General features: G+C 74.6%; 12 protein-coding genes. 11 read left to right on the top strand and 1 reads right to left on the bottom strand.

Features of this window, described 5'->3' with window-relative positions; translation table 11 throughout:
* From E1289_RS27450 to E1289_RS27400, 11 genes are all read left to right on the top strand, one after another.
* Window positions 1-2649 (top strand): acyltransferase domain-containing protein (locus E1289_RS27450; RefSeq protein WP_131985174.1); only part of this gene is annotated, 2649 nt, incomplete at its 5' end.
* A complete protein-coding gene (locus E1289_RS27445) occupies window positions 2646-4100 on the top strand; it encodes an FAD-dependent oxidoreductase (protein WP_131985172.1) in 1455 nt (484 codons plus the stop codon). The genes E1289_RS27450 and E1289_RS27445, both read left to right, overlap by 4 nt.
* A 26-nt stretch (window positions 4101-4126) precedes the next feature.
* The gene (locus E1289_RS27440) at window positions 4127-4993 is read left to right on the top strand and encodes a 3-hydroxyacyl-CoA dehydrogenase family protein (protein ID WP_243713188.1); all 867 of its coding nucleotides are present in this window, start codon (window positions 4127-4129) and stop codon (window positions 4991-4993) included.
* Window positions 4990-5289: an acyl carrier protein gene (locus E1289_RS27435; protein WP_131985167.1), complete on the top strand. Its 300-nt coding sequence runs from the start codon at window positions 4990-4992 to the stop codon at window positions 5287-5289. Before E1289_RS27440 ends, E1289_RS27435 begins: the two co-directional genes overlap by 4 nt.
* The gene (locus E1289_RS27430; RefSeq protein WP_243713187.1) at window positions 5279-6406 is read left to right on the top strand and encodes an acyl-CoA dehydrogenase family protein; all 1128 of its coding nucleotides are present in this window, start codon (window positions 5279-5281) and stop codon (window positions 6404-6406) included. The genes E1289_RS27435 and E1289_RS27430 overlap by 11 nt, the downstream gene beginning before the upstream one ends.
* Before the next feature lie 47 nt (window positions 6407-6453).
* Window positions 6454-7581 carry an HAD-IIIC family phosphatase gene (locus tag E1289_RS27425; protein WP_131985165.1) on the top strand — a complete coding sequence of 376 codons (1128 nt, stop codon included), beginning with the start codon at window positions 6454-6456 and terminating at the stop codon, window positions 7579-7581.
* A 1-nt stretch (window position 7582) separates the two neighbouring features.
* Window positions 7583-8263: a class I SAM-dependent methyltransferase gene (locus E1289_RS27420; protein ID WP_131985163.1), complete on the top strand. Its 681-nt coding sequence runs from the start codon at window positions 7583-7585 to the stop codon at window positions 8261-8263.
* A gap of 62 nt (window positions 8264-8325) precedes the next feature.
* Entirely contained in the window at window positions 8326-9354 is a 1029-nt protein-coding gene (locus E1289_RS27415; protein ID WP_131985161.1) for a 3-oxoacyl-ACP synthase III family protein, read from the top strand.
* Window positions 9351-10199, top strand: a complete 849-nt coding sequence (locus E1289_RS27410) for a 2-oxo acid dehydrogenase subunit E2 (RefSeq protein ID WP_131985159.1) — start codon at window positions 9351-9353, stop codon at window positions 10197-10199. The genes E1289_RS27415 and E1289_RS27410 overlap by 4 nt, the downstream gene beginning before the upstream one ends.
* Window positions 10196-11347, top strand: coding sequence for an alpha/beta hydrolase (locus tag E1289_RS27405; RefSeq protein WP_131985157.1), 1152 nt, complete (start codon window positions 10196-10198; stop codon window positions 11345-11347). The genes E1289_RS27410 and E1289_RS27405 overlap by 4 nt, the downstream gene beginning before the upstream one ends.
* Before the next feature lie 47 nt (window positions 11348-11394).
* The gene (locus E1289_RS27400; protein ID WP_131985155.1) at window positions 11395-12813 is read left to right on the top strand and encodes an FAD-dependent oxidoreductase; all 1419 of its coding nucleotides are present in this window, start codon (window positions 11395-11397) and stop codon (window positions 12811-12813) included.
* A gap of 69 nt (window positions 12814-12882) precedes the next feature.
* On the opposite strand, the gene E1289_RS27395 is transcribed toward E1289_RS27400, so the two are convergent.
* Window positions 12883-20404: type I polyketide synthase (locus tag E1289_RS27395; protein ID WP_131985153.1), on the bottom strand; the 7522-nt coding region annotated here is incomplete at its 5' end.

Raw genomic sequence — 20404 nt, 5'->3', positions numbered from 1 at the left:
CCCCACCTCGGACCCCACACCCACATCGCCGCACACAACACCCCCACCTCCACCGTCATCTCCGGCGACACCCAACCCGTCAACGAGATCGTGGACTTCTGGCGGATCTGGGGGGTCAGGACCAGCGTCCTGCAGGTGAGCCGCGCCTTCCACTCCCACCACATAGACGCGATCGCCGAGGAGCTCGGCAAGGCGGCCCGGGCACTGGAGTACCACCCGCCGCGGATACCGGTCGTGTCCAACGTGACCGGTGAGCTGGGCGAACCAGAGCTGATGACCTCCCCGCAGTACTGGGTGGACCAGGCCCGGCAACCGGTCCGGTTCTACGACGGGGTGCGGACCCTGCGGCGCGAGGGGACGGCGATCTTCCTGGAGGTCGGCCCCGACACGGTGCTGGCCCCCCTGGCGTACGGCTGCCTGGAAGGGGACGACGACACGGGTGCTCCGGCGGCGTTCGCGGCCACGCTGCGCGGCGACCGGGACGAGCTGCCGGCGCTGCTCGCCGCGGTGGGCCAGGTGCACGTCGGCGGGGGGACGGTGGACTGGCAGGCCGTACTGGACGCGGTCGGCGTCGCGCGGCCCGACCGGCCGGTAGAGCTTCCCACGTACGCATTCCAGGGGCGCCACTACTGGCTGCACCCCGGGGAGCAGGAGGCCGGCGGTGGAGAGGCCGGCGGCGGGGAGGACGCCGGGTTCTGGGACGCGGTGGAGAGCGGCGACCTGGCGTCGGTGGCGGCCGCTCTCGACCTGGACGATGAGCAGCGGCAGGCCATGCGCGACGTCCTGTCCCCGCTGTCGGTGTGGCGGCGGCGGCGCAGGTGCCAGTACCGGATCCGGTGGACGCCGCTGCCGGAAGCGCTGTCCCCGGGCCTGTCCGGTACCTGGCTGGTGCCCGTCCCCGCGGACCTGGCCGACGCACCCTCGGTGGCGGGGGTCGTCGGGATGCTCGGCGAAGCGGGTGCGACCGCGCGGCTGGTCCCGGTCGAAGCGGGGGACACCGACACCTTCTCCCACCTCCTGCGCGGGGCATCTCTGGACACCGCGGTCGCCGGTGTGCTGTCCCTGCTGGCTCTGGACCGTGAGATCCAGCCGGGCACGTCGGCGGTCCCGGCGGGGCTGGCGCTGACGGTGGCGCTGGTGGGCGCGCTGGAGGAGGCCGGGCTGGACGCGCCGGTGTGGATCGCGACCCGCGGCGCGGTCCGGGCGGACGGCTCCGACCCCGGCCCCGATCCACTCCAGGCCCTCGTGTGGGGCTACGGCCAGGTCGCGGCCGACGAACGCACGTCGGGACCGGTCGGGCTCGTCGACCTTCCCGAGCACCTGGACGATGCCGCGCGGGCCCGCCTCGGGCTCGTCCTGGCGGGCGGCGCCGCGGATCAGGTCGCCGTCCGCGGACCGGTCGCGTACGCGGCGCGGCTGGCCCGCGCGCCCCTCGGCGGGCAGCCGCCCGAAGGGAACCCGGTGCCGCCGGGGCCGGTGGTGTTCACCGGAGCCGGCACGGCGCTGGCGGCCCGCACCGCCCGGTGGCTGGCAGGCGACGGGGCGGAGCGCGTGGTCTTCACCGGCCCGGCCGCCGCCCAGGCCGCCGGAGCCCGCGGTCTCCTGACCGAGCTGGCGGCGCTGGGCGTCCACGCGGAGATCGCCGAATCCGGAGCGGAACTGAGCGGGGAGCGCGTCGCGGCGGTCGTCCACGTCGCGGACCTGGACGCCGGGCACGCCGGACCCGCCGGCATCGCGGCGCTGGACCGGGAGATCGCCGCGGTCCAGGAGGCCGCGGCGACGCTGTCCGGCTTCGCGGACGCCGCGGAGCCGCCGATGTTCCTGTTCGTCACCTCGGCCGCCGGTGCGCTCGGCGGGGCGGGGCTGGGAGACCAGGCTCCCGGGCACGCCTACCTGGACGCCTTCGCCGCCCGCTTGCAGGCCGCCGGCCACACCGTCGCCTCGATCGCCGTCGGCCCCACCGACGACACCGGTGATCCCGAACTGTCCGCCGCGCCCGAGACGGCGGCCCAGTGCCTGCGGGAGTGGGGAATGCGTGCGCTGCCCCCGGGCCAGGCGGTGGCCGCGCTGCGGCAGGCGGCGGGCGGCGGCTTCCCGCTGCTGGTCGCCGACATCGACTGGGAGCGCGCCCTGTCGCGCCGGGACGGTGCGCCCCCGCGCCGCCTCTTCCACGAGATCCCCGAGGTCCGGCGCATCGCGGGACCGGCCGGCGACGGCGGCGCGGCGGCCGGCCGGGCGGCCGGACTGCGGCGCCGCCTGGCCGGCGCGCCGGAGGCGGAACGGGAGCGGCTGCTGCTGGACCTGGTCCACCGGCGTGCCGCGACCGTCCTCGGATTCCGGGCGGCGGAGGAGGTCAAGCCCGACGACAACCTGCTGGACCTGGGGCTGTCGTCCTTCACCGCGCTGGAGCTGAGCACCCGCCTGGCCGAGGCCACCGGCCTGCAGATCTCCCCGGTGGCGGTCTTCGAGAACGCCACGCCGTCGGCGATGGCCCGGTTCCTGAACGGCGAGTTCGCCGCGCAGGACGGGCCCGCCCCCGAGCCCGGCGACCCGCCGGACTCCCCACCGCCGGACTCTCCACCGCCCGGCTTCCCACCACCGCCGGACTTCCCAGCGGCGCACGCGTCCCCAACGAACGAGGTGTCATGAGCGATTCCGTTGTCATCGTCGGCGCGGGCCCGGTCGGCCTGATGCTCGCTCACGAGCTGGCCCTGGCCGGGGTGCGCACCGTCGTCATCGAGCGCCGTCCCGAGATCGACGACAGGACGGTCTCGGGCCTGATCCATGCCCGCTCGGTCGAGCTGCTGGAGCAGCGCGGCCTGATGGAGCCGCTCCGCCGCGAGCACGGTGAGCCCCTGGTCTGGGACCGGCTCCACTTCGCCAGCTTCTGGCTGGACATGTCGGAGCTGGCCGAGACCGACCACTCCGTCGTCCTGCTGCAGAACCACATCCAGCGGGTGCTCAGCGACCACGCCGCCGCGCGCGGCGTGCAGATCCTGCGCCGGCACGAACTGGTCGGGCTGAGCCAGGACGAGGACGGCGTCACCGCCCGGGTCCGCTCGCCCCTCGGCGAGGAGGAGATCCGGTGCCGCTACCTGGTCGGCTGCGACGGCGAGGACAGCGCGGTGCGCGAGCTCGCCGGGTTCGCGGTGACCAGGAGCGGGCCGTCCTGGTACGGGCTCCTCGCCGACGTCGGGAGGTACGCGGGGCCGGTCGGCGCGGGGTCCTTCCACGAGAACGGCATGTTCGGCCAGTTCGGCGACGCGTCCACCATGTTCCGCCTGATGACCATCGAGATCGGCGTCGAGGCGCCGCCCGCGGACCGGCCGGTCACGCTGGAGGAGGTCAGGGCGAGCATCGAGCGGATCACCGGCGAGCGGCCGACGGTCGAGGAGCCGATGTGGCTGCACCGCCACGGCAACGTCACGATCCTCGCCGACCACTACCGCGACGGCCGGGTCTTCCTGGCCGGGGACGCCGCGCACTTCCAGTTCCATCCCGCCGGGCACGCGGTGACGATCGGGCTGCAGGACGCGGTGAACCTCGGCTGGAAGCTGGCCGCGGACGTGCAGGGCCGGGCGCCCGCCGGGCTGCTGGACTCCTACGAGGCCGAACGCCGTCCCTATGGGCGCCGCGCCTGCGTGTACGGGCGGGCGCAGATGGCGCTGCTAGACACCGCCGACGGCCCGAGCGCGCTGCGCGAGGTGTTCGGCGAGCTGCTCGACCACGAGGTGGTGAACCGGCACCTGGTCCGCGCGGCCACCGACGCCCGCCACCCGACGGGCCGGGACGACGGGCTGCTGGGCCGCCGGGTGCCCCTGGTCCGGCTCGGCACGGCCGGCGGCGAGGTCTCCGTGGCCGAGACGCTGCACGCCGCCCGCGGCGTCCTGCTGGACCTGTCCGGTGGCGCGGAGCCGCCGGACGTCACCGGATGGAAGGACCGGGTGGACGTCGTCGCCGCCGAGCCGGCGCCGGAGATCCCGGCGTCCGCGGTCCTGGTGCGCCCCGACGGCCACATCGCGTGGGCGGGGGAGACCGCGTCCGCCGGGGACGGGCTCCGGCCGGCACTGGCCGCCTGGTTCGGAGCACCCGCGGAGTAATGGACACGACGAGCTACGGAGTTCCGGTGACGCAGAACCAGAAGACCCGGCCGCTGGCCGTCCTCGGCGCGGGAGTCATGGGCGTGGGCATCACGGCGCTGTTCCTCGGGCACCGGCGGCGCGTCGTGCTCGTCGACACCGACGAGTCGAAGCTCGACCAGGCCCGCGCCGAGGTCTCCCGGCACCTGCGGCTGGGCCGCCTCATGGGCGCGCTGCCGCGGGAGGGCACGGACGGCGAGCTGGTGACGAGCACCGGGCCGGACGCGATGGCCGGGGCGGCCGCCGTGATCGAGGCCGTCACCGAGGAGACCGCCGCCAAGGCCAAGGCCCTGTCGGACGCGGCGGCGGCGACGGCCCCGGGCACGCCGCTGGTGTCCAACACCTCCTCGATCCCGATCGACGAGCTGGCCCGGGGCATGAGCCGCCCGGAGGACCTGGTCGGCGTCCACTTCATGAACCCGCCCTACCTGATCGCGACGGTGGAGGCCGTCCAGGGGCCGCGCACCTCGCCCGCGGCGATGGCCGCGGTGCGCGGGCTGCTCGCCGGCCTCGGCCGCCGGGCCGTGGTGGTCGGCGACGGGCCCGGGTTCGTGACCAGCCGCATCCTGCACCGGATGATCAACGACGCGGCGCGGATCGTGGCGGAGGGCCGGGCGTCCGCCGAGGACGTCGACACCCTCCTGCAGGACTGCCTCGGGCACCGCACCGGCCCGCTGCGCACCGCGGACCTGATCGGGCTGGACAACCTCGTCGACTCGCTGCGGGTGCTGCACGAGCGCACCGGCGACGACGGCTGCCGGCCCTGCGATCTCCTGCTGGACAAGGTGCGCGACGGTGACCTCGGCCGTAAGAGCGGGCGCGGGTTCTACGACTATCTGGAGGCACGACCGTGACCACGTCGCCTGACCGGGCGCAGAGCCGTGCGGCGGCTCCGCCGGACATCGAGGAGGACCTGCGCACCTTCCTGGAGGTGCGCACCAAGAACCCGATCGGGCCGGACGACGATCTCGCCGCGGCCGGGGTCTCGTCGCTGTTCGTGATGGAACTGGTGACCTACATGGAGAACACCTACGGGATCGTCATCGCGGGGCCGGACCTGATGATGGAGAACTTCCGGACGGTCCGCGCCATGGTGGCGCTGGTGGAGCGGCTGGTGGCCACCGGCCCGGGAGCCCCGGGTGATCACTGATACCGCCGCCCGCGGCGCGCCCGGCGCGATGACCGCGCTGGTCGCCGAGCTGGTCGGCGACCAGGCGGAGGAGTGGGACCGGCGGGGCCGGCTGCCGGTCGCGCTGGTGCGCGAACTCGCCGGGCGGGGGATGCTGTGCGCCCAGGTGCCCGCCCGGTACGGCGGGCCGGGGCTGACCGCCGCGGACGGCGGTGCGTTCACCGCGGGCGTCGGCAGGCTGTGCAGTTCCCTGCGCAGCGTGATGACCTCGCAGGGCATGGCCGCGTGGACCATCGAGAAGCTGGGCGGAGCCGCGCAGCGGGAGGCGCACCTGCCCGAGCTGGCGGGCGGCCGGCTCGCGGCCGTGGCGTTCAGCGAACCGGGCGCCGGCAGCGACCTGTCGGCGATCGACACCCGGATCCGGGCCGAGGGCGACGAGGTCGTCGTCGACGGCCGCAAGGTCTGGATCACCGGCGCCGCCTACGCCGACCTGCTGGTGGTGTTCGGGCGGCTCGGGGACGGCGCCGCCGCGGTCCTGGTGCCGGCGTCCGCGCCGGGCGTGCGGGTGGAGCGGGTGCCCGACCCGCTGGGCTGCCGCGCGGCCGGGCACGCAGACGTGCACCTGGACTCCGTGCGGCTGCCCGCGGACAGCGTGCTGGAGCGCACCGCCGGGTCCGTGGAGCTGCTGGTGACCCCGCCGCTGACCTACGGCCGGCTGTCGGTGGCCTGGGGATGCGTCGGGATCCTGCGCGCCTGCCTGGACGAGGCGACCGGCCACGCCCGCTCCCGGGTCCAGTTCGGCAGGCCGCTCGCCGACCACCAGCTCGTCGCCCGGCATCTCGCCGAGATCCTGGTCGGGGAGCAGGTCGCCACGCGCACCTGCGAGCACGCCAGCCGGTGCTGGGACGCGGGCCTTCCGGAGACGCCCACCGCGGCGGTGCTGGCCAAGCACGTCGGCGCCGTCAACGCCGTCCGGGGCGCGTCCGCGGCGGTGCAGGTGCTGGGCTCGGCCGGGGCGCGGGACGGGCGGGCCGCGGCGCGCGCGTACCGGGACGCCAAGCTCATGGAGATCATCGAGGGCAGCAGCGAGATCTGCCGGCTGATCCTGGCGCGGCACGCGCTGACCGTACCGCGATGACCGGACGACGCCGAGATGACCGGACGACCACCGAGAGGAAGGCGACCATGGAGGCCCGAAGCGTGCGGGACGACCCCTCGGCCGGACCGCCCGAGGACTTACCGGCGACGGTCAAGTGCCTGGTGTGGGACCTGGACGACACGCTGTGGTCCGGCATCCTGCTGGAGGACGGGGAGGTACGGCTCAGCGACGCCGTCCGCGGGGTGCTCGCCGAACTCGACTCCCGGGGCATCCTGCAGTCGGTGGCCAGCAAGAACGACCCCGACCTGGCCTGGCGGCGCCTGGAACGGCTCGGCGTCGCGGAGTACTTCGTGCACGCCCGGATCGGCTGGGGCCCGAAGTCGGACGCGGTGCGGGAGATCGCCGAGCGGCTGAACTTTGCCGAGCACACCATCGCGTTCATCGACGACCAGCCCGCGGAGCGCGCCGAGGTCGCGTTCCACCTGCCGCGGGTGCGCTGCTACCCCGCCGAGCGGGCGGCCGAGCTGCCCGCCCTGCCCGAGTTCAGCCCCGCGGTCGTGACGGTCGACGCCCGGCGGCGCCGCGAGATGTACCAGGCGGGACTGGCCCGCGACGCGGACCGCGCCGGGTTCACCGGGCCGGACGAGGAGTTCCTGCGGTCCCTGGACATGGAGCTGGCCGTCGCGCGGGCGGATGGGGAGCGGCTCTCCCGGGTCGAGGAGCTGACGCTGCGCACCAGCCAGATGAACGCCACGGGCGTGCACTACTCCGACGCCGCGCTGCGCGGCCTGCTCGCCGATCCGGGCCACGAGGTCCTGGTGGCGACGCTGACCGACCGGTTCGGCCCGCACGGCGCGGTCGGCGTGATGCTGCTGGAGCGGCACCCGTCGGTGTGGAACCTGAAACTGCTCGCCACCTCCTGCCGCGTGGTGTCGTTCGGGGTCGGCTCGGTGGTCCTGCGCTGGCTGATCGGGCAGGCGGCCAAGGCCGGCGTCCATCTGCTCGCCGATTTCCGCCCCACCGAGCGCAACCGCATCATGGAGGTCACCTACCGGTTCGCCGGTTTCGACGACGCGCCCTGCGGGTGCCGGGACGCCCTGCCCGAGCCCTCCGGTGGCGAGGGCACCACCCGGCTGCACCTGGAGCCCGCGGCGCAGCGGGAGCCGACCACCATGCGGCTCGTCGCGCCCGACCTGTGCGGGACCGTGGTCTGACATGGCCGGCTACCTGGAGGTGACCCCCGAACTGCTCGACTACGCCAGGGGCGTCTCGCTGGACGACGACGAGGTCCTGCGCGACCTGCGCCGGGTGACCGCGGGCATGCTCGGCGGGACGACGATGCAGGTCGTCCCGGAGGAGGCGCGGCTGCTGGCGATGCTGGTCCGGCTGACCGGCGCCCGGCTCGTGCTGGAGATCGGGACGTTCACCGGCTACAGCGGCCTGTGCATGGCGCGCGCCCTGCCGCCCGGCGGCCGCCTCATCACCTGCGACATCAGCGACCGGTGGAGCGCGGTCGCGGCCGAGCACTGGGCGCGGGCCGGCGTCGCCGAGAAGATCGACTTCCGGCTCGGCGACGCCGCCGCCACCCTGGGCGGGCTGCCGGACGACATCGGCGCCGGCTCGGTCGACCTGGTGTTCGTCGACGCCGACAAGGCCGGGTACCCCCGCTACTACGAGGCCGTCCTGCCGCTGCTCCGGCCCGGCGGCCTGATCGTGTTCGACAACACGCTGTTCCTCGGCCGCGTCCTGGACCCGGACCCGGCGGACGCCGACACCCGGGCCGTCCGGGAACTCAACACGATGCTGCACCGGGACGAGCGCGTCGAGGTGTGCCTGCTCCCGATGGCGGACGGCATCACCCTCGCCCGGAAGGCGGAGCACGGAAGCACGGCATAAGCGGGGCTTTAGCGCGGGTGCCGATCATGGGAGGCGGCGCCGCCACGAGGGAAGGGACAGCCATGTACCGCTCGGATATCGGCATCGTGTCGGCGGGCACGGGACTCCCGGGGGACGCGATCGGAACGGCCGCGCTGGCGAAGCGGTTCGGCTTCGGCACGCCCTGGGAGCACTGGGTCAACACGTTCATCGGGACGACCAGCCGCCACCTGGCCATCGACCTGGAGACCGGGGAGGCCCGCGCCACGCTGGCGGACCTGGGGGAGGAGGCGGGACGGAAGGCGCTGGAGTCGGCGGGTCTCGAACCGGGGGACGTCGACCTGGTGGTCATGGGCACCGCCACCCCGGACCTGCTGATGCCGGCGACCGTCAACCAGATCGCCGACCGGCTCGGCATCGACGGCGTCCCCAGCTTCCAGCTCCAGTCGGGCTGCTCGGGGGCGGTGCAGGCGATGCACGTCGCGAGCCAGCTCCTGTCGACGGGCGAGTACCGCACGGCCCTGGTGCTCGGCGGCGACGTGTGCGCCAAGCACGTCGTGCCCGACGCCGACTTCAGCAGGCTGCCCCCGGCCGAGCTGGTGAACCTGGTGCTCTTCGGGGACGGCGCCGGCGCCGTCGTGCTCCGCAGGGAACCGGAGCCCGGCGCGGCCCTGCTGCGCGGCCTGTTCACCCGCCTGGTCGGGCTGGGCCGCGAGCCGGGGCAGACCCTGGCCTGGTTCGGCGCGAACCGCACGTTCGACCGGCCGGCCGCCACCGAGGACTACAAGGCGATCGAGGAGCGCGTTCCGGTCATGGCCGTCGAGGTGCTCAAGGAACTGCTCGAGAACCTGGACTGGAGCGAGGCCGACCTGGGGTACCTGCTGCCGCCGCAGCTGTCCGGCCGCATGAGCACCCTGATCGGGGAACGCCTGGCGGTCCCGCACGCGCGGCAGATCACCCGCGTCCACGAGATCGGGAACTGCGGCAACGGCCTGGTGTTCTTCCAGCTCGAACGAGCCCTGGCGGCGATGGGCCCCGGTGACCGGGCGGTGGGCGTCGCGATCGAGTCCAGCAAGTGGATCAAGAGCGGGTTCGCGCTGGAGCGGACGTGACCGCGGGGCGGCCCGGCCGGACCGGCGGGGAGCCGGGGAGCGTGCCCGTCCCGGCCGAACGCCGGCACACGCTGACCTTCCTGTCCTGGGCCAAGGGGGCCGCGCCGGTCTTCCTCGACACCGAGGTGGACATGAGCGCCGTCGCGGCCCACCGCCGCGCCGCCGAGCAGGCGGGCCGCCGCTGTTCGACGGTCGTCTACGTCCTGCACGCCGCCGGGCGGGTGCTGGCCCGCCACCCGGACGCCAACGCGGCGATCAGGGGCCGCGGCCGGCCGCGGATCGCCCGCTACCCCACGGTCAACGCCAAGGTCGCGTTGGACAAGCGGCTCAACGGGCAGCGGGTCGTCCTCGCGGCGCTGCTCACCGGGGTGCACCGGTCGAGCCTGGAGCAGATCCAGGAGGAGCTGGAGTACTGGCGCCGCGGCGACCCCGACCGCATGCCCGAGTTCGCGGGGCTGCGCAAGATGCAGCGCATGCCGTGGCCGCTGCGGTCCTGGGCGAACAGCTCCGCCGTGTCCAGCCTCCGGCGCCGCCCCCGGACGATGGGCACCTTCGCCCTCACCTCGCTGGCGCACCGTCCCGTCAACGGCTTCCACTCCTTCGGCGGGACCACCATCACCCTGGGCGTCGGGCAGACGGCCGAGCGCCCGGTCGTCCGGGACGGGGCGCTCGCCTCCGCGCCCGTGATGCAGCTCAACCTGGCGTTCGACCACCGGGTCATCGACGGGGCGCACGCGGCCGACGTCCTCACCGAGATCAAGGACGCCCTGGAGGGCTTCGCCGCTCCCGCGGACGGCGGCGCCGCCGCCCGGGAACGCCCGCTCCCCGGGAAGGGGGCACGATGAACGACGTCGGCGAGCTCAAGCGGTACATCATCGCGCACGCCCGTGCCCAGAGCATCCCGCCCGAGCGGCTGCGGGAACTGCTGGGCCGCATCCGCAACGACGACGGCGACGCCCCGGGATCGTGGGTGCGCGCCTGGGTCGCCGAAGGCGACCTGCTGTACGGCCAGGGCCGCCTCTACGACGCCTGCCGGTACTACATGCTGGCCCGTTTCCCCTACCCGGACGGCGCCGCCCGGGAGGAGGCGCAGCGCAGGTGCGTGGAGGTGTTCGACCGCTTCCGCCGGGACGACACCGCCATCCAGCGCCTCGACGTCGCGGTCGGCGACGGCCTGGTGCGCTGCTACGCGACCGGCCTGTCCCGTGAGCGCCGCCCGCCCCTGCTGATCCTGATGGGCGGCATCGTCAGCATCAAGGAGCAGTGGGCGTACACGCTGCGGAACCTCGAACGGGCGGGGCTGGCCGCCGTCGTCGCCGAACTGCCGGGCATCGGGGAGAACACGCTGCCCTACACCCCGGACGGCCGGCGGATGCTGACGGCGATCATGGACGCGGTCGGCGACCGGGTCGACGCCGCCCGCACCTACGCGATCATGCCGAGCTTCGCCGGCCACCTGGCGCTGCGCTGCGCGGTGGACGACCGCCGGATCCGGGGGGTGGTGTCCGCGGGCGCGCCGATCAACCGCTTCTTCACCGACGGCGCGTGGCAGCGCGGGCTGCCCCGCGTCACCGTCGACACGCTCGCCCACCTGATGGGCACGGCCCCCGACCGGCTCCCCGGGGAACTGCCGGCCTGGGCGCTCACGGCGGAACAGCTCACCGGGCTGACGATCCCGGTGCACTACATGGCCGCGCGGCGGGACGAGATCATCCCGCGCGACGACCTGCGGTTCCTGAAAGACCATGTGCGCCGCCTGCACCTCGTCGAGAACGACGACGTGCACGGGTCCCCGGCGCACCATGTGGACGCCCGCATATGGACGGCCCGATCCATCATGCGGATGCGGGGCGCCTACACCCCGCAGCGGGCCGCGCTGAGCGCGGCCTGGTTCGGGCGCCGCGCGTGGCGCAGACTGGCCGGCCGCACAGGCGCGCCGGACCTGCCGCTCCGGGACGCCGGCACTCCGCCCCTCCGCACGCCGGAGTCCTAGACGGCGCACCCGGACGGCCGCCCGCACGGAAAGGAACCCTTCTGCCGATGACCGGTTCGACGCATGCCGTGGTCGTGGGCGGCGGCCTGGCGGGAATGCTGGCGGCCGCCGTCCTCGCACGCCACCTCGACGGAGTCACCGTCGTGGAACGAGACCGGCTCCCCGGCGGGCCGGAGCTGCGCAAGGGGCTGCCCCAGGCGCGGCACGCCCACATCCTGTGGTCCGGCGGCGCGCGGGCGATGGACTCGGTGCTGCCCGAGACGACCGCCCGGCTGCTCGCCGCGGGCGCGCACCATGTGGGCGTGCCGCAGCAGATGGTGACCCTCACCGCGCTGGGCTGGCAGCACCGCTTCCCCGCGACGGAGTACATCATCGGCGCGAGCCGCGCCCTGATCGACTGGGTGATCCGGGACCAGGCCCTCGCCGAGCCGGGGGTCGCCCTGCTCGACGACGCCGAGGTCGTGGAGGTGTGCGGCGGGCCCGGCCGGGTGACCGGCGTGCGGGTGCGGCGCCGGGGCGACGGCACGACGGCTCTGCTCGGCGCCGACCTGGTGGTGGACGCCACCGGCCGCGGGTCCCGGCTGAAGTCCTGGACGGCCGGGACGGGCGCCGTTCCCGCCGTGGAGGACGAGATCGTCGACACCGGGCTCGGCTACGCCACCCGGATCTACCGGGCCCCCGCCGGCGCGGGGGACTTCCCGATCGTCGCGCTCTACGCCGACTACCGCCGTCCGGTGCCCGGCCGCAACGGGCTGCTCCTGCCGATCGAGGGGGACCGGTGGATCGTCACCCTGTCCGGGACCCGCGGCGCCAGCCCCGCCACCGACGAGGGCGAGTTCGACGCGTTCGTCCGCAGCCTGCGCCATCCGATCATCGCCGAGCTCCTCGCCCTGGCGGAGCCGATCTCCCCGGTGTACCGCACCCGGTCGACGGCCAACCGGCGCACGCACTACGAGCGGGCCGCCTCCTGGCCCGACGGCCTCGTCGTGCTCGGCGATGCGCTGGCCTCGTTCAACCCGGTGTACGGCCACGGGATGTGCGCGGCGGCGCACTGCGCCGCGGCGCTGGACGCCGCACTGCGCCGCGACGGGCTCGGCCCGGGCCTGGCGTGGTCCGCCCAGCGAGCGATGTGCGCGATCGTCGATGACCCGTGGATCCTGGCGACCAGCCAGGACATCTACTATCCGGACTGCTACGCGACCACCACCGACCCGCGCCTGACCCATGAGGCGGCGATGCGCCGCCAGTTCGCGGAGCTGGTGACGGGCATCGCGCTGCGGGAGCCGGTGGTGAACGCCGCGCTGTCCGCGGTGACCGCCACCTCGGCGCCCGCCACGCGGTTCGAGGACGCGGAGATCGTGTCCGCGATCAGGCGGGGCCCGCGGCTGCCGGTGCTGGCGGATCCGCCGCTGACCGCCGAGGAGCTGTCCGCGGTCGGCTACGAGCCCGGCAGAGCGCTCAGGTAGCCCGAGCGGCCGACGCGAGGAACGGCCGGGCGGCCCGGGGAACCCCCGGGCCGCCCGGCCGTTCCCGGTTCAGGAGCTCCGGCCCAGCTCCTGGTCGATGAACGAGAAGATCTCGTCGGTGGTCGCCGACTCGATCCGGCTGGTCACCGCCGCCGGGTCCGCGCCCTTCCGCAGGTCGCTCCAGCGCGACATCAGGGCCTGCAGCCGTGTGGTGACCCTGGTCTCGGCGCCGTCCTCCGCGGCGATCGTTTCGAGGATGGTCTCGACCTTGTCGAGCTGCTGGAGCAGCAGCTGCGCCGGGGACACGGCCGCCGGGGCGATCTGGGCCCGCAGATGCCGGGCCAGCTCGCCGGGCGTGGGGTAGTCGAAGATGAGCGTGGCCGGCAGGCGCTGTCCGGTGGCGGTGGCGAGGCGGTTGCGCAGCTCGATCGCGGTGAGGGAGTCGAAGCCCAGCTCGCTGAACGGGCGGCCGGTGTCGACGCCGTCGGGGGTGGCGTGGGCCAGGACGGCGGCGATGCTGCTGCGGACGAGACCGGTCAGGTGCTCGTGCTGCTCCTCCGGGGTGAGGCCCGCCAGTTCGTCGGCGAGCCGGGCCGCGTTGGTGCCGGCCGCCGCCGATCGCCGGACGGCGCCGCCCGGCACCAGCGCCCGGAACAGCGGCGGGGCCGGGGCGGCCAGGTTGGCGAGGTTGATCGGGGTCGCCAGCAGGTGGGGTCGGGGGGAGGCCAGCGCGGCGTCGAACAGCTCCAGTCCCTGGTCGTTGGTGATGGGGACCATGCCGCTGCGGGCCACGCGGTTGCGGTCGGTGTCGGTGAGGTGGGCGGTCATGCCGGTGACCTCCTGCCAGTAGCCCCAGCCGATGGAGTGGGCCGGCAGCCCCTCGGCCCTCCGGTGCGCCGCCAGGGCGTCCAGGAAGACGTTGGCCGCGGCGTAACCGGCCGCGCCGGGCGGGCCGAAGGTCGCGGCGGCGGAGGAGAACAGCACGAAGGCGGCAAGGGGGAGGTGCCGGGTCTGCCGGTGCAGGTTCCAGGCGGCGTCCACCTTGGGGGCCATGACCGTGTCGATCCGGTCGGGGGTGAGAGCGGTCACGATCCCGTCGTCGATCACCCCGGCAGCGTGGACGACGGCGGTCAGCGGGTGCTCGTCGGGGACGGCCGTCAGGAGGTCGGCGAGCATGCGGGGGTCGGCGGTGTCGCAGGCGGCGATGGTCACCTGGGCGCCCAGTTCTTCGAGGCGGCGCCGCAGCTCCCGCGCCTCGGGGGCCCGGCGGCCGCTGCGGCTGGCCACGACGAGGTGCGTGACGCCGTGGCCGGTGACGAGGTGCTCGGTGATGAGCCGCCCGATGGTCCCGGTGCCGCCGGTGACCAGGACGGTGCCGTCGGGGTCGAGGGCGGCGGGCGCGGTGCCGCGGCCGGTGCCGGACTCCGCCTCGCCGGCGGCGGGCAGGCGGGTGATGCGCGGAGCGTGCACGGTGGTGCCGCGGATGGCCAGCTGCGGCTCGCGGTGCTCCAGCGCGATGCCGATCGCGGAGCCGAGGGCCTGGTGCCCGGCGGGCCGCCCGTCGAGGTCGATGATCGTGATGCGGTCTGGGTGCTCGGTCTGGACGCTGCGGACCAGCCCCCACAGCGGCGTCTGCGCCAGGTCGACCGTCTCCCGTCCGCCGGCCGTGGTGCTGCGGGTGGTCAGCAGGACCAGGTGGCTCTGGGTGAAGCGGTCGTCGGTCAGGTACTGCTGGACCAGCCGCAGGACGCGCTTGGTGGTGGCGTGGGCATGCCCGACGACCTCGTCGTCGTCTCCGCCGTCGCCGGTGGCGGGACAGGGAACGAGGAGGATCTGCGGCGGGCCGCTGCCGTTCGCGCTCGCGCTGAGTTCGACCAGGTCGGTGTACGCGCGGGTCGGTGCGGTGAGCGCGGACTGCAGCTCCCGGGCCAGCTCGGGGTCGTGCTCGGTGAGGACGGCGTAGGGGCCGTCCGGTTCGGGCGCGGTGGCCGGTGGCAAGGCCGGCCAGTCCAGGGTGAACAGCTGATCGCGGGGGGCGGGGCCGGATCCGGCGGTCAGGTCGCTGGTGAACGGGCGCAGGGTGAGGGTGTCGATGGTGGCGACCAGCCGCCCGCCGGGGTCGGCGGCGGTGATGGCGATGCTGCCGTTGCCGTTGTCCCCGCTCCTGGAGGTGATGGCGACCCGCAGGGCGGTGGCGTCGGCGGCGTGGACGGTGACGCCGTTCCAGGTGAACGGCAGGTAGGGGTGCCCGTCCTGGTCGTGGGTGGTGCTGTCGGCGGCCAGGGCGGTGGGGTGCATGGCGGCGTCCAGCAGCGCCGGATGCAGGGTGTAACCGGTGGCGGCGTCCGGGTCGGGGAGCGCGATCTCGGCGAACATGCCGTCCGGGCTGCTCCAGGCTCTGCGCACCCCCTGGAACAGCGGCCCGTAGTTGAGGTTCCGCTCGTCGAACCGCTGGTACAGGTCCTCGACCGGGACCGGCCGTCCACCTGGCGGCGGCCAGGCGGTCATGTCCGGGGTCTCCGGCGGCGCGCCGGAGGGGGCGAGGACGCCGGTGGCGTGGCACGTCCACGTGTGCTCGCCGGTGACGTCGGCCCCGCCGTCGAGGCGGGAGTGGATGGCCAGCGGACGGTGGCCGTTGTCGTCGGCGGCCTCCACGGTGACCTGGATCCGGGTGGGGGAGCCCGGGTCCAGGACGAGAGGGGTGTGGAGCGCGAGTTCCTGGATGTGGGGAGTGCCGGTGTGGTCGCCGGCGTGTACGGCCAGCTCCAGGTAGGCGGTCCCGGGCAGGACGGGGGTGCGGGCGATGGCGTGGTCGGCCAGCCACGGGTGGGCGTCGAGCGAGAGCCTCCCGGTGAACACGGTGGTCTGCTCGTCGGCGAGGGTCACGCAGGCGCCGAGCAGCGGATGGCCGCCCCTCTCCAGGCCCGCGGCCGTGACGTCGGCCGCTCCGGCGGGGGCGCGCAGCCAGAAGCGCTCCCGCTGGAAGGCGTAGGTCGGCAACGCCGGCGGCGGGGTCGGCGGTGCCGTGCCCAGCGCCCGCAGCACCCGCGGCCAGTCGACCCGGACGCCCCGCGCGTGCAGCTCGGCGAGGTTGATCAGCAGGCGCCGCCAGCCGCCGTCGGAGCGCTGGACGGTCCCGGTCACCACCGCCGGGGCGCTGGAGTCCGGCCGGGGCACGACGTCGAGCGTCTGCTGGATCCCGATGGTCAGCACCGGGTGCGGGCTGACCTCGATGAAGGTGCCGTGACCGTCCTCCAGCAGGGCGGTGGTGGCCTGCTCGAACCGGACGGGGCGGCGGATGTTGTCGAACCAGTACCCGCTGTCGAGGTCCGTGCCGTCCACGATCCCGCCGGTGACGGTGGAGTAGAACGGAATGCGGGTCGGCCGCGGGTCGATGCCGGCGACGGCGGCGCGCAACTCGTCGCCGATGGTGTCGATGTGCGCGGAATGGGAGGCGTAGTCGACGTCGACCGGGGCCGCGTTGATCTGGTTCTCCCGGCAGAAGGCCAGGAACTCCTCGACGGCGCTTCCGGTGCCGGCGACCACGGTCGCGCGGGGGCCGTTGACCGCGGCGACGGTCAGGTCGTCGCCCCAGCGGCGCAGATGCCCGCCGGTCGTCTCCGCCGGCAGCGACACCGTCGCCATCGCCCCGGTGCCCGCCAGTGCCGTCAGGGCCCGGCTCCGCAGCGCCACGATCCCGGCGGCCTCGTCGAGGCTGAGCGCACCGGCGACGTGCGCGGCCGCCACCTCGCCGCGGGAATGACCCACGACGGCGTCGGGCACCACGCCCAGCGACCGCCACAGCTCGGCCAGGGCGACCATGACGGCGAACAGCACCGGCTGGACGACGTCGACCCGGTGCAGCGGCGGGCTGCCGGGCGCGCCCGTCAGTATGTCGGTCACCGACCAGTCGATGTGCGGCGAGAGCGCCTGGTCGCACGCCAGGATGCTGTCCCGGAACACGTCCGACTCCCGCAGCAGTCCGGCGCCCATCCCGGCCCACTGGGATCCCTCGCCGGGGAACACGAACACCGTCTTGCCGGTGTGCCCGGCCCGGCCCTGGACCACGTGCATGGACGGCTGCCGCTCGGCCACCGCCCGCAGCCCGGCCTCGAACTCGTCGCGGGTGCCGATCACGACGGCGCGGTGATCCATGTGCGCGCGTGTCGTGGCCAGCGCCCAGGCGACATCGGCCGGTTCCGGCTCCGGCCCGTCCTGGAGATGTCCTGCCAGGCGCGCCGCCTGCGCGGCAAGCCCGGCCTCGCTCTTCGCGGAGATCGTCCAGGGGACGACCGTTTCGGGGACGGGCCGCTCGGCGGGGCCGTCACCGGTGTCGTCCTGCGCGGGTCCGCCGCCGGGTGCCGGGGCCGGCTCGGGTGCGTGCTCGATGATGGTGTGCGCGTTGGTTCCGCTCATCCCGAAGGACGAGATCGCGGCACGCCGCGGCCGCTCGGTTTCGGGCCAGGTCACCGGTTCGGTGAGCACCCGCACCGCTCCGGCGGACCAGTCGACGTGCGGGGTCGGCTCGTCGACGTGCAGGGTCCGGGGCAGGACGCCGTGCCGCATGGCCTGGACCATCTTGATGACTCCGGCGACGCCGGCGGCGGCCTGGGTGTGCCCGATGTTCGATTTGATCGAGCCCAGCCAGAGCGGCCGGTCGCCGGGACGCCGCTGCCCGTAGGTGGCGATGAGCGCCTGAGCCTCGATGGGGTCGCCGAGTGCCGTGCCGGTGCCGTGTGCCTCGACCGCGTCCACGTCCTCGGGGTCCAGGCCGGCGGTGGCGAGCGCCTGGTTGATCACCCGCTGCTGGGCGGGGCCGTTGGGGGCGGTGAGGCCGTTGCTGGCGCCGTCCTGGTTGACCGCCGATCCGCGCACCACCGCCAGTACCGGGTGGCCGTTGCGGCGCGCGTCCGACAACCGCTCGACCAGCAGCAGGCCGACGCCCTCCGCCCATCCGGTGCCGTCGGCCGCCGCGGCGAACGCCTTGGCGCGGCCGTCGGGGGCGAGCACGCGCTGCCGGGAGAACACCACGAACGCGCCGGGGCTGGACATGACGCTCGCCCCACCGGCCAGGGCCATGTCGCACTCTCCCTGCCGGAGGGCTTGGCAGGCCAGGTGGAGCGCGACGAGGGAGGAGGAGCAGGCGGTGTCGATGGTGACCGCGGGCCCTTCCAGGCCGAAGGTGTAGGCGATCCGGCCCGAGGCGACGCTGCCGGACGTCCCGGGGCCGAGGTGGCCCTCGGACTCGCTGGACAGATGCGGGAGCCCCGAACCGTAGTCCTGCGACGAGATGCCGGTGAAGATGCCGGTGCGGGTGCCGTGGAGGGCGGTGGGGGCGATACCGGCGTTCTCGATGGTCTCCCAGGCGGTTTCGAGGAGGAGCCGCTGCTGCGGGTCGGTGGCCTGGGCCTCGCGGGGGCTGATGTTGAAGAAGTCGGCGTCGAAGTGGTCCGCGTCGTACAGGAAGCCGCCTTCCCGGGCGTAGGTGGTGCCGGGATGGTCGGGGTCGGGGTGGTAGAGGTCGGCGACCGGCCAGCCCCGGTTCGTCGGGAACCCGCCGATGGCGTCGGCGCCCCCGGCGACCAGCTCCCACAGCTGCTGCGGTGTCCGGATGCCGTCGGGGTAGCGGCATCCCATGCCGATGATGGCGATCGGCTCGTCCGTGCTGACGGAGGCGGCCGCGACCCGCAGGGACGTCTCCGTGCCGAGCAGGACGTCCCTGAGATGACGGGCGAGCGCGTCGGGAGTGGGGTAGTCGAACACGAGGGTGGCGGGCAGCCGCCGGCCGGTGGTCATGCCCAGGCGGTTCCGCAGCTCCACCGACATCGCCGAGTCGAAGCCCAGCTCGTTGAAGGGGCGGTCGGTGTCGACGCTGTCCGGCGTCGCGTGCGCCAGCACGGTCGCGATGCTGCTGCGCAGAAGCGACAGCAAGTGCTGGTGCTGCTCGTCGGGACCAAGCGTGGACAGGTGCCGGGCCAAGGCGTTCGCGTGCGCGGTCCCGCCCCCGGCGGTGGGCCTGGCGGCCGTGCTCGGCACGAGCGCCCTGAACAGTGCGGGCGGGGGTGCCGGCAGCGCACCGACCCGGATGGGGGCGGCCAGGACACGGGGACGCGCCGTCGCCAGGGCGGCGTCGAACAGCCGGAGCGCCCGCTCCGCCGTCAGCGCGGCGATCTCACCGGATTCCCGCTGCCACGGACCCCACCCGATCGTTCGGGCCGGGAGACCCGCGGCGTGCCGGTGGACGGCGAGGGCGTCGAGGAAGTGGCCGGCGGCGGCGTGCGCGCCCTGCCCGGGAGAGCCGAGCATGGAGGTGGCCGAGGAGAACAGGATGAAGGCGCTCAGCGGGAGGTCGCGGGTCTGGTGGTGCAGGTTCCAGGCGGCGTCCGCCGTGGGGGCGAGGACGGCGCCTGCCTCCTCGGCGGTGGCGCCTGCCGCGTGGACGACCCCCGTGAGGGGATGCGCCTCGGGGATTCCCGCGAGGAGTTCGGCGAGTTCGGCAGGATCGGCGGTGTCGCAGCCGGTCATCGTTGCGTGGGCGCCCAGTTCCTCCAGGCGGTGCCGCAGGTCCTCGGCATCGGGGGCGTTCGGCTCGGGGACGGTCAGGATCAGGCGGGTGACCCCGTGGCCGGCGACGAGGTGTTCGGCGACGAGCGCGCCGAGGGTTTCGGTGCCTCCGGTGACCAGCACCGTGCCCTCGGGATCGAAATGCGGTCTCTCCTCCGGGGCGTCGTCCTGGGGCGCGGTGCTGTTCGCCCGGGTCAGCCGTGCGGCGTGGATGCCGCCGTCGCGGACGGCGAGCTGGGGCTCGTCCTCGTCCAGCGCGGTGCCGATCGCGGCGGGAAGCCGCTGGAGGCTCGCGGTCTGCCGGTCGACGTCGATGAGCGTGACGCGGCCGGTGTGCTCGGCCTGGACGCTTCGGCCCAGTCCCCACACGGCGCTCGCGGCGAGGTCCACCACGTCCCGTTCCGTGACCGCGGTGGCATCGGCGGTCAGCAGAACCAGGTGGCTGCCGGTGAAGCGGTCGTCGGACAGGTATCGCCGAAGCGGCTCCAGCGCGTCCCGGGAGGCCGAGCGAGCGCGTGCGAGCACCTCACCGTCCTCGCCGGCGGTGGTGGACCACGGAACGAGGACGACCGGCGGAGGGCCGTCTTCACCCAGCTCATCGAGGTCGTCATAGCCGAGCGTCGTGCGCAGTTCTTCGGCGAACTCGGGGTCGCGTTCACCGAGGACCGCGACGGTGCGGCCGGTGACCGTCTCGGCCGGCGACAGGGGCGGCCAGGACAGCGCGTACAGGTGATCGCGTCGCGGGGGAGCGGTCGGCAGGCCGCCGGTGACGGGACGCAGCGTGAGCGTGCCGATGGTGGCCACGGGCTGCCCGGCCGGGTCGGTGGCGGTGAGGGTCAGGCCGGTGGCTTGGTCGCCGATGTCGCCGGTGGGGATGATGGCGACGCGGAGCGCCGTCGCCCGCGCGGCGTGGAAGGTGACGTCCTCCCAGGCGAAGGGGAGGTGGGCCTGGTCGCCGGTACCGCCGGCGGCCATGGCGGCGGGGTGAAGGGCGGCGTCGAGGAGTGCGGGGTGGAGGGTGTAGCCG

Origin of the sequence: Actinomadura sp. 6K520, assembly GCF_004349245.1 — a bacterium.
GTDB lineage: Bacteria > Actinomycetota > Actinomycetes > Streptosporangiales > Streptosporangiaceae > Spirillospora.
The sequence above is the reverse complement of the archived record's forward strand: the minus strand, read 5'-3'. Positions and strand labels throughout refer to the sequence as shown.

Bases quoted from the DNA above. Each gene is read 5' to 3' on its own strand.
- E1289_RS27445 (WP_131985172.1), top strand. From the start codon at position 2,646: ATGAGCGATTCCGTTGTCATCGTCGGCGCGGGCCCGGTCGGCCTGATG.
- E1289_RS27425 (WP_131985165.1), top strand. From the start codon at position 6,454: ATGGAGGCCCGAAGCGTGCGGGACGACCCCTCGGCCGGACCGCCCGAG.
- E1289_RS27420 (WP_131985163.1), top strand. From the start codon at position 7,583: ATGGCCGGCTACCTGGAGGTGACCCCCGAACTGCTCGACTACGCCAGG.
- E1289_RS27415 (WP_131985161.1), top strand. From the start codon at position 8,326: ATGTACCGCTCGGATATCGGCATCGTGTCGGCGGGCACGGGACTCCCG.
- E1289_RS27405 (WP_131985157.1), top strand. From the start codon at position 10,196: ATGAACGACGTCGGCGAGCTCAAGCGGTACATCATCGCGCACGCCCGT.
- E1289_RS27400 (WP_131985155.1), top strand. From the start codon at position 11,395: ATGACCGGTTCGACGCATGCCGTGGTCGTGGGCGGCGGCCTGGCGGGA.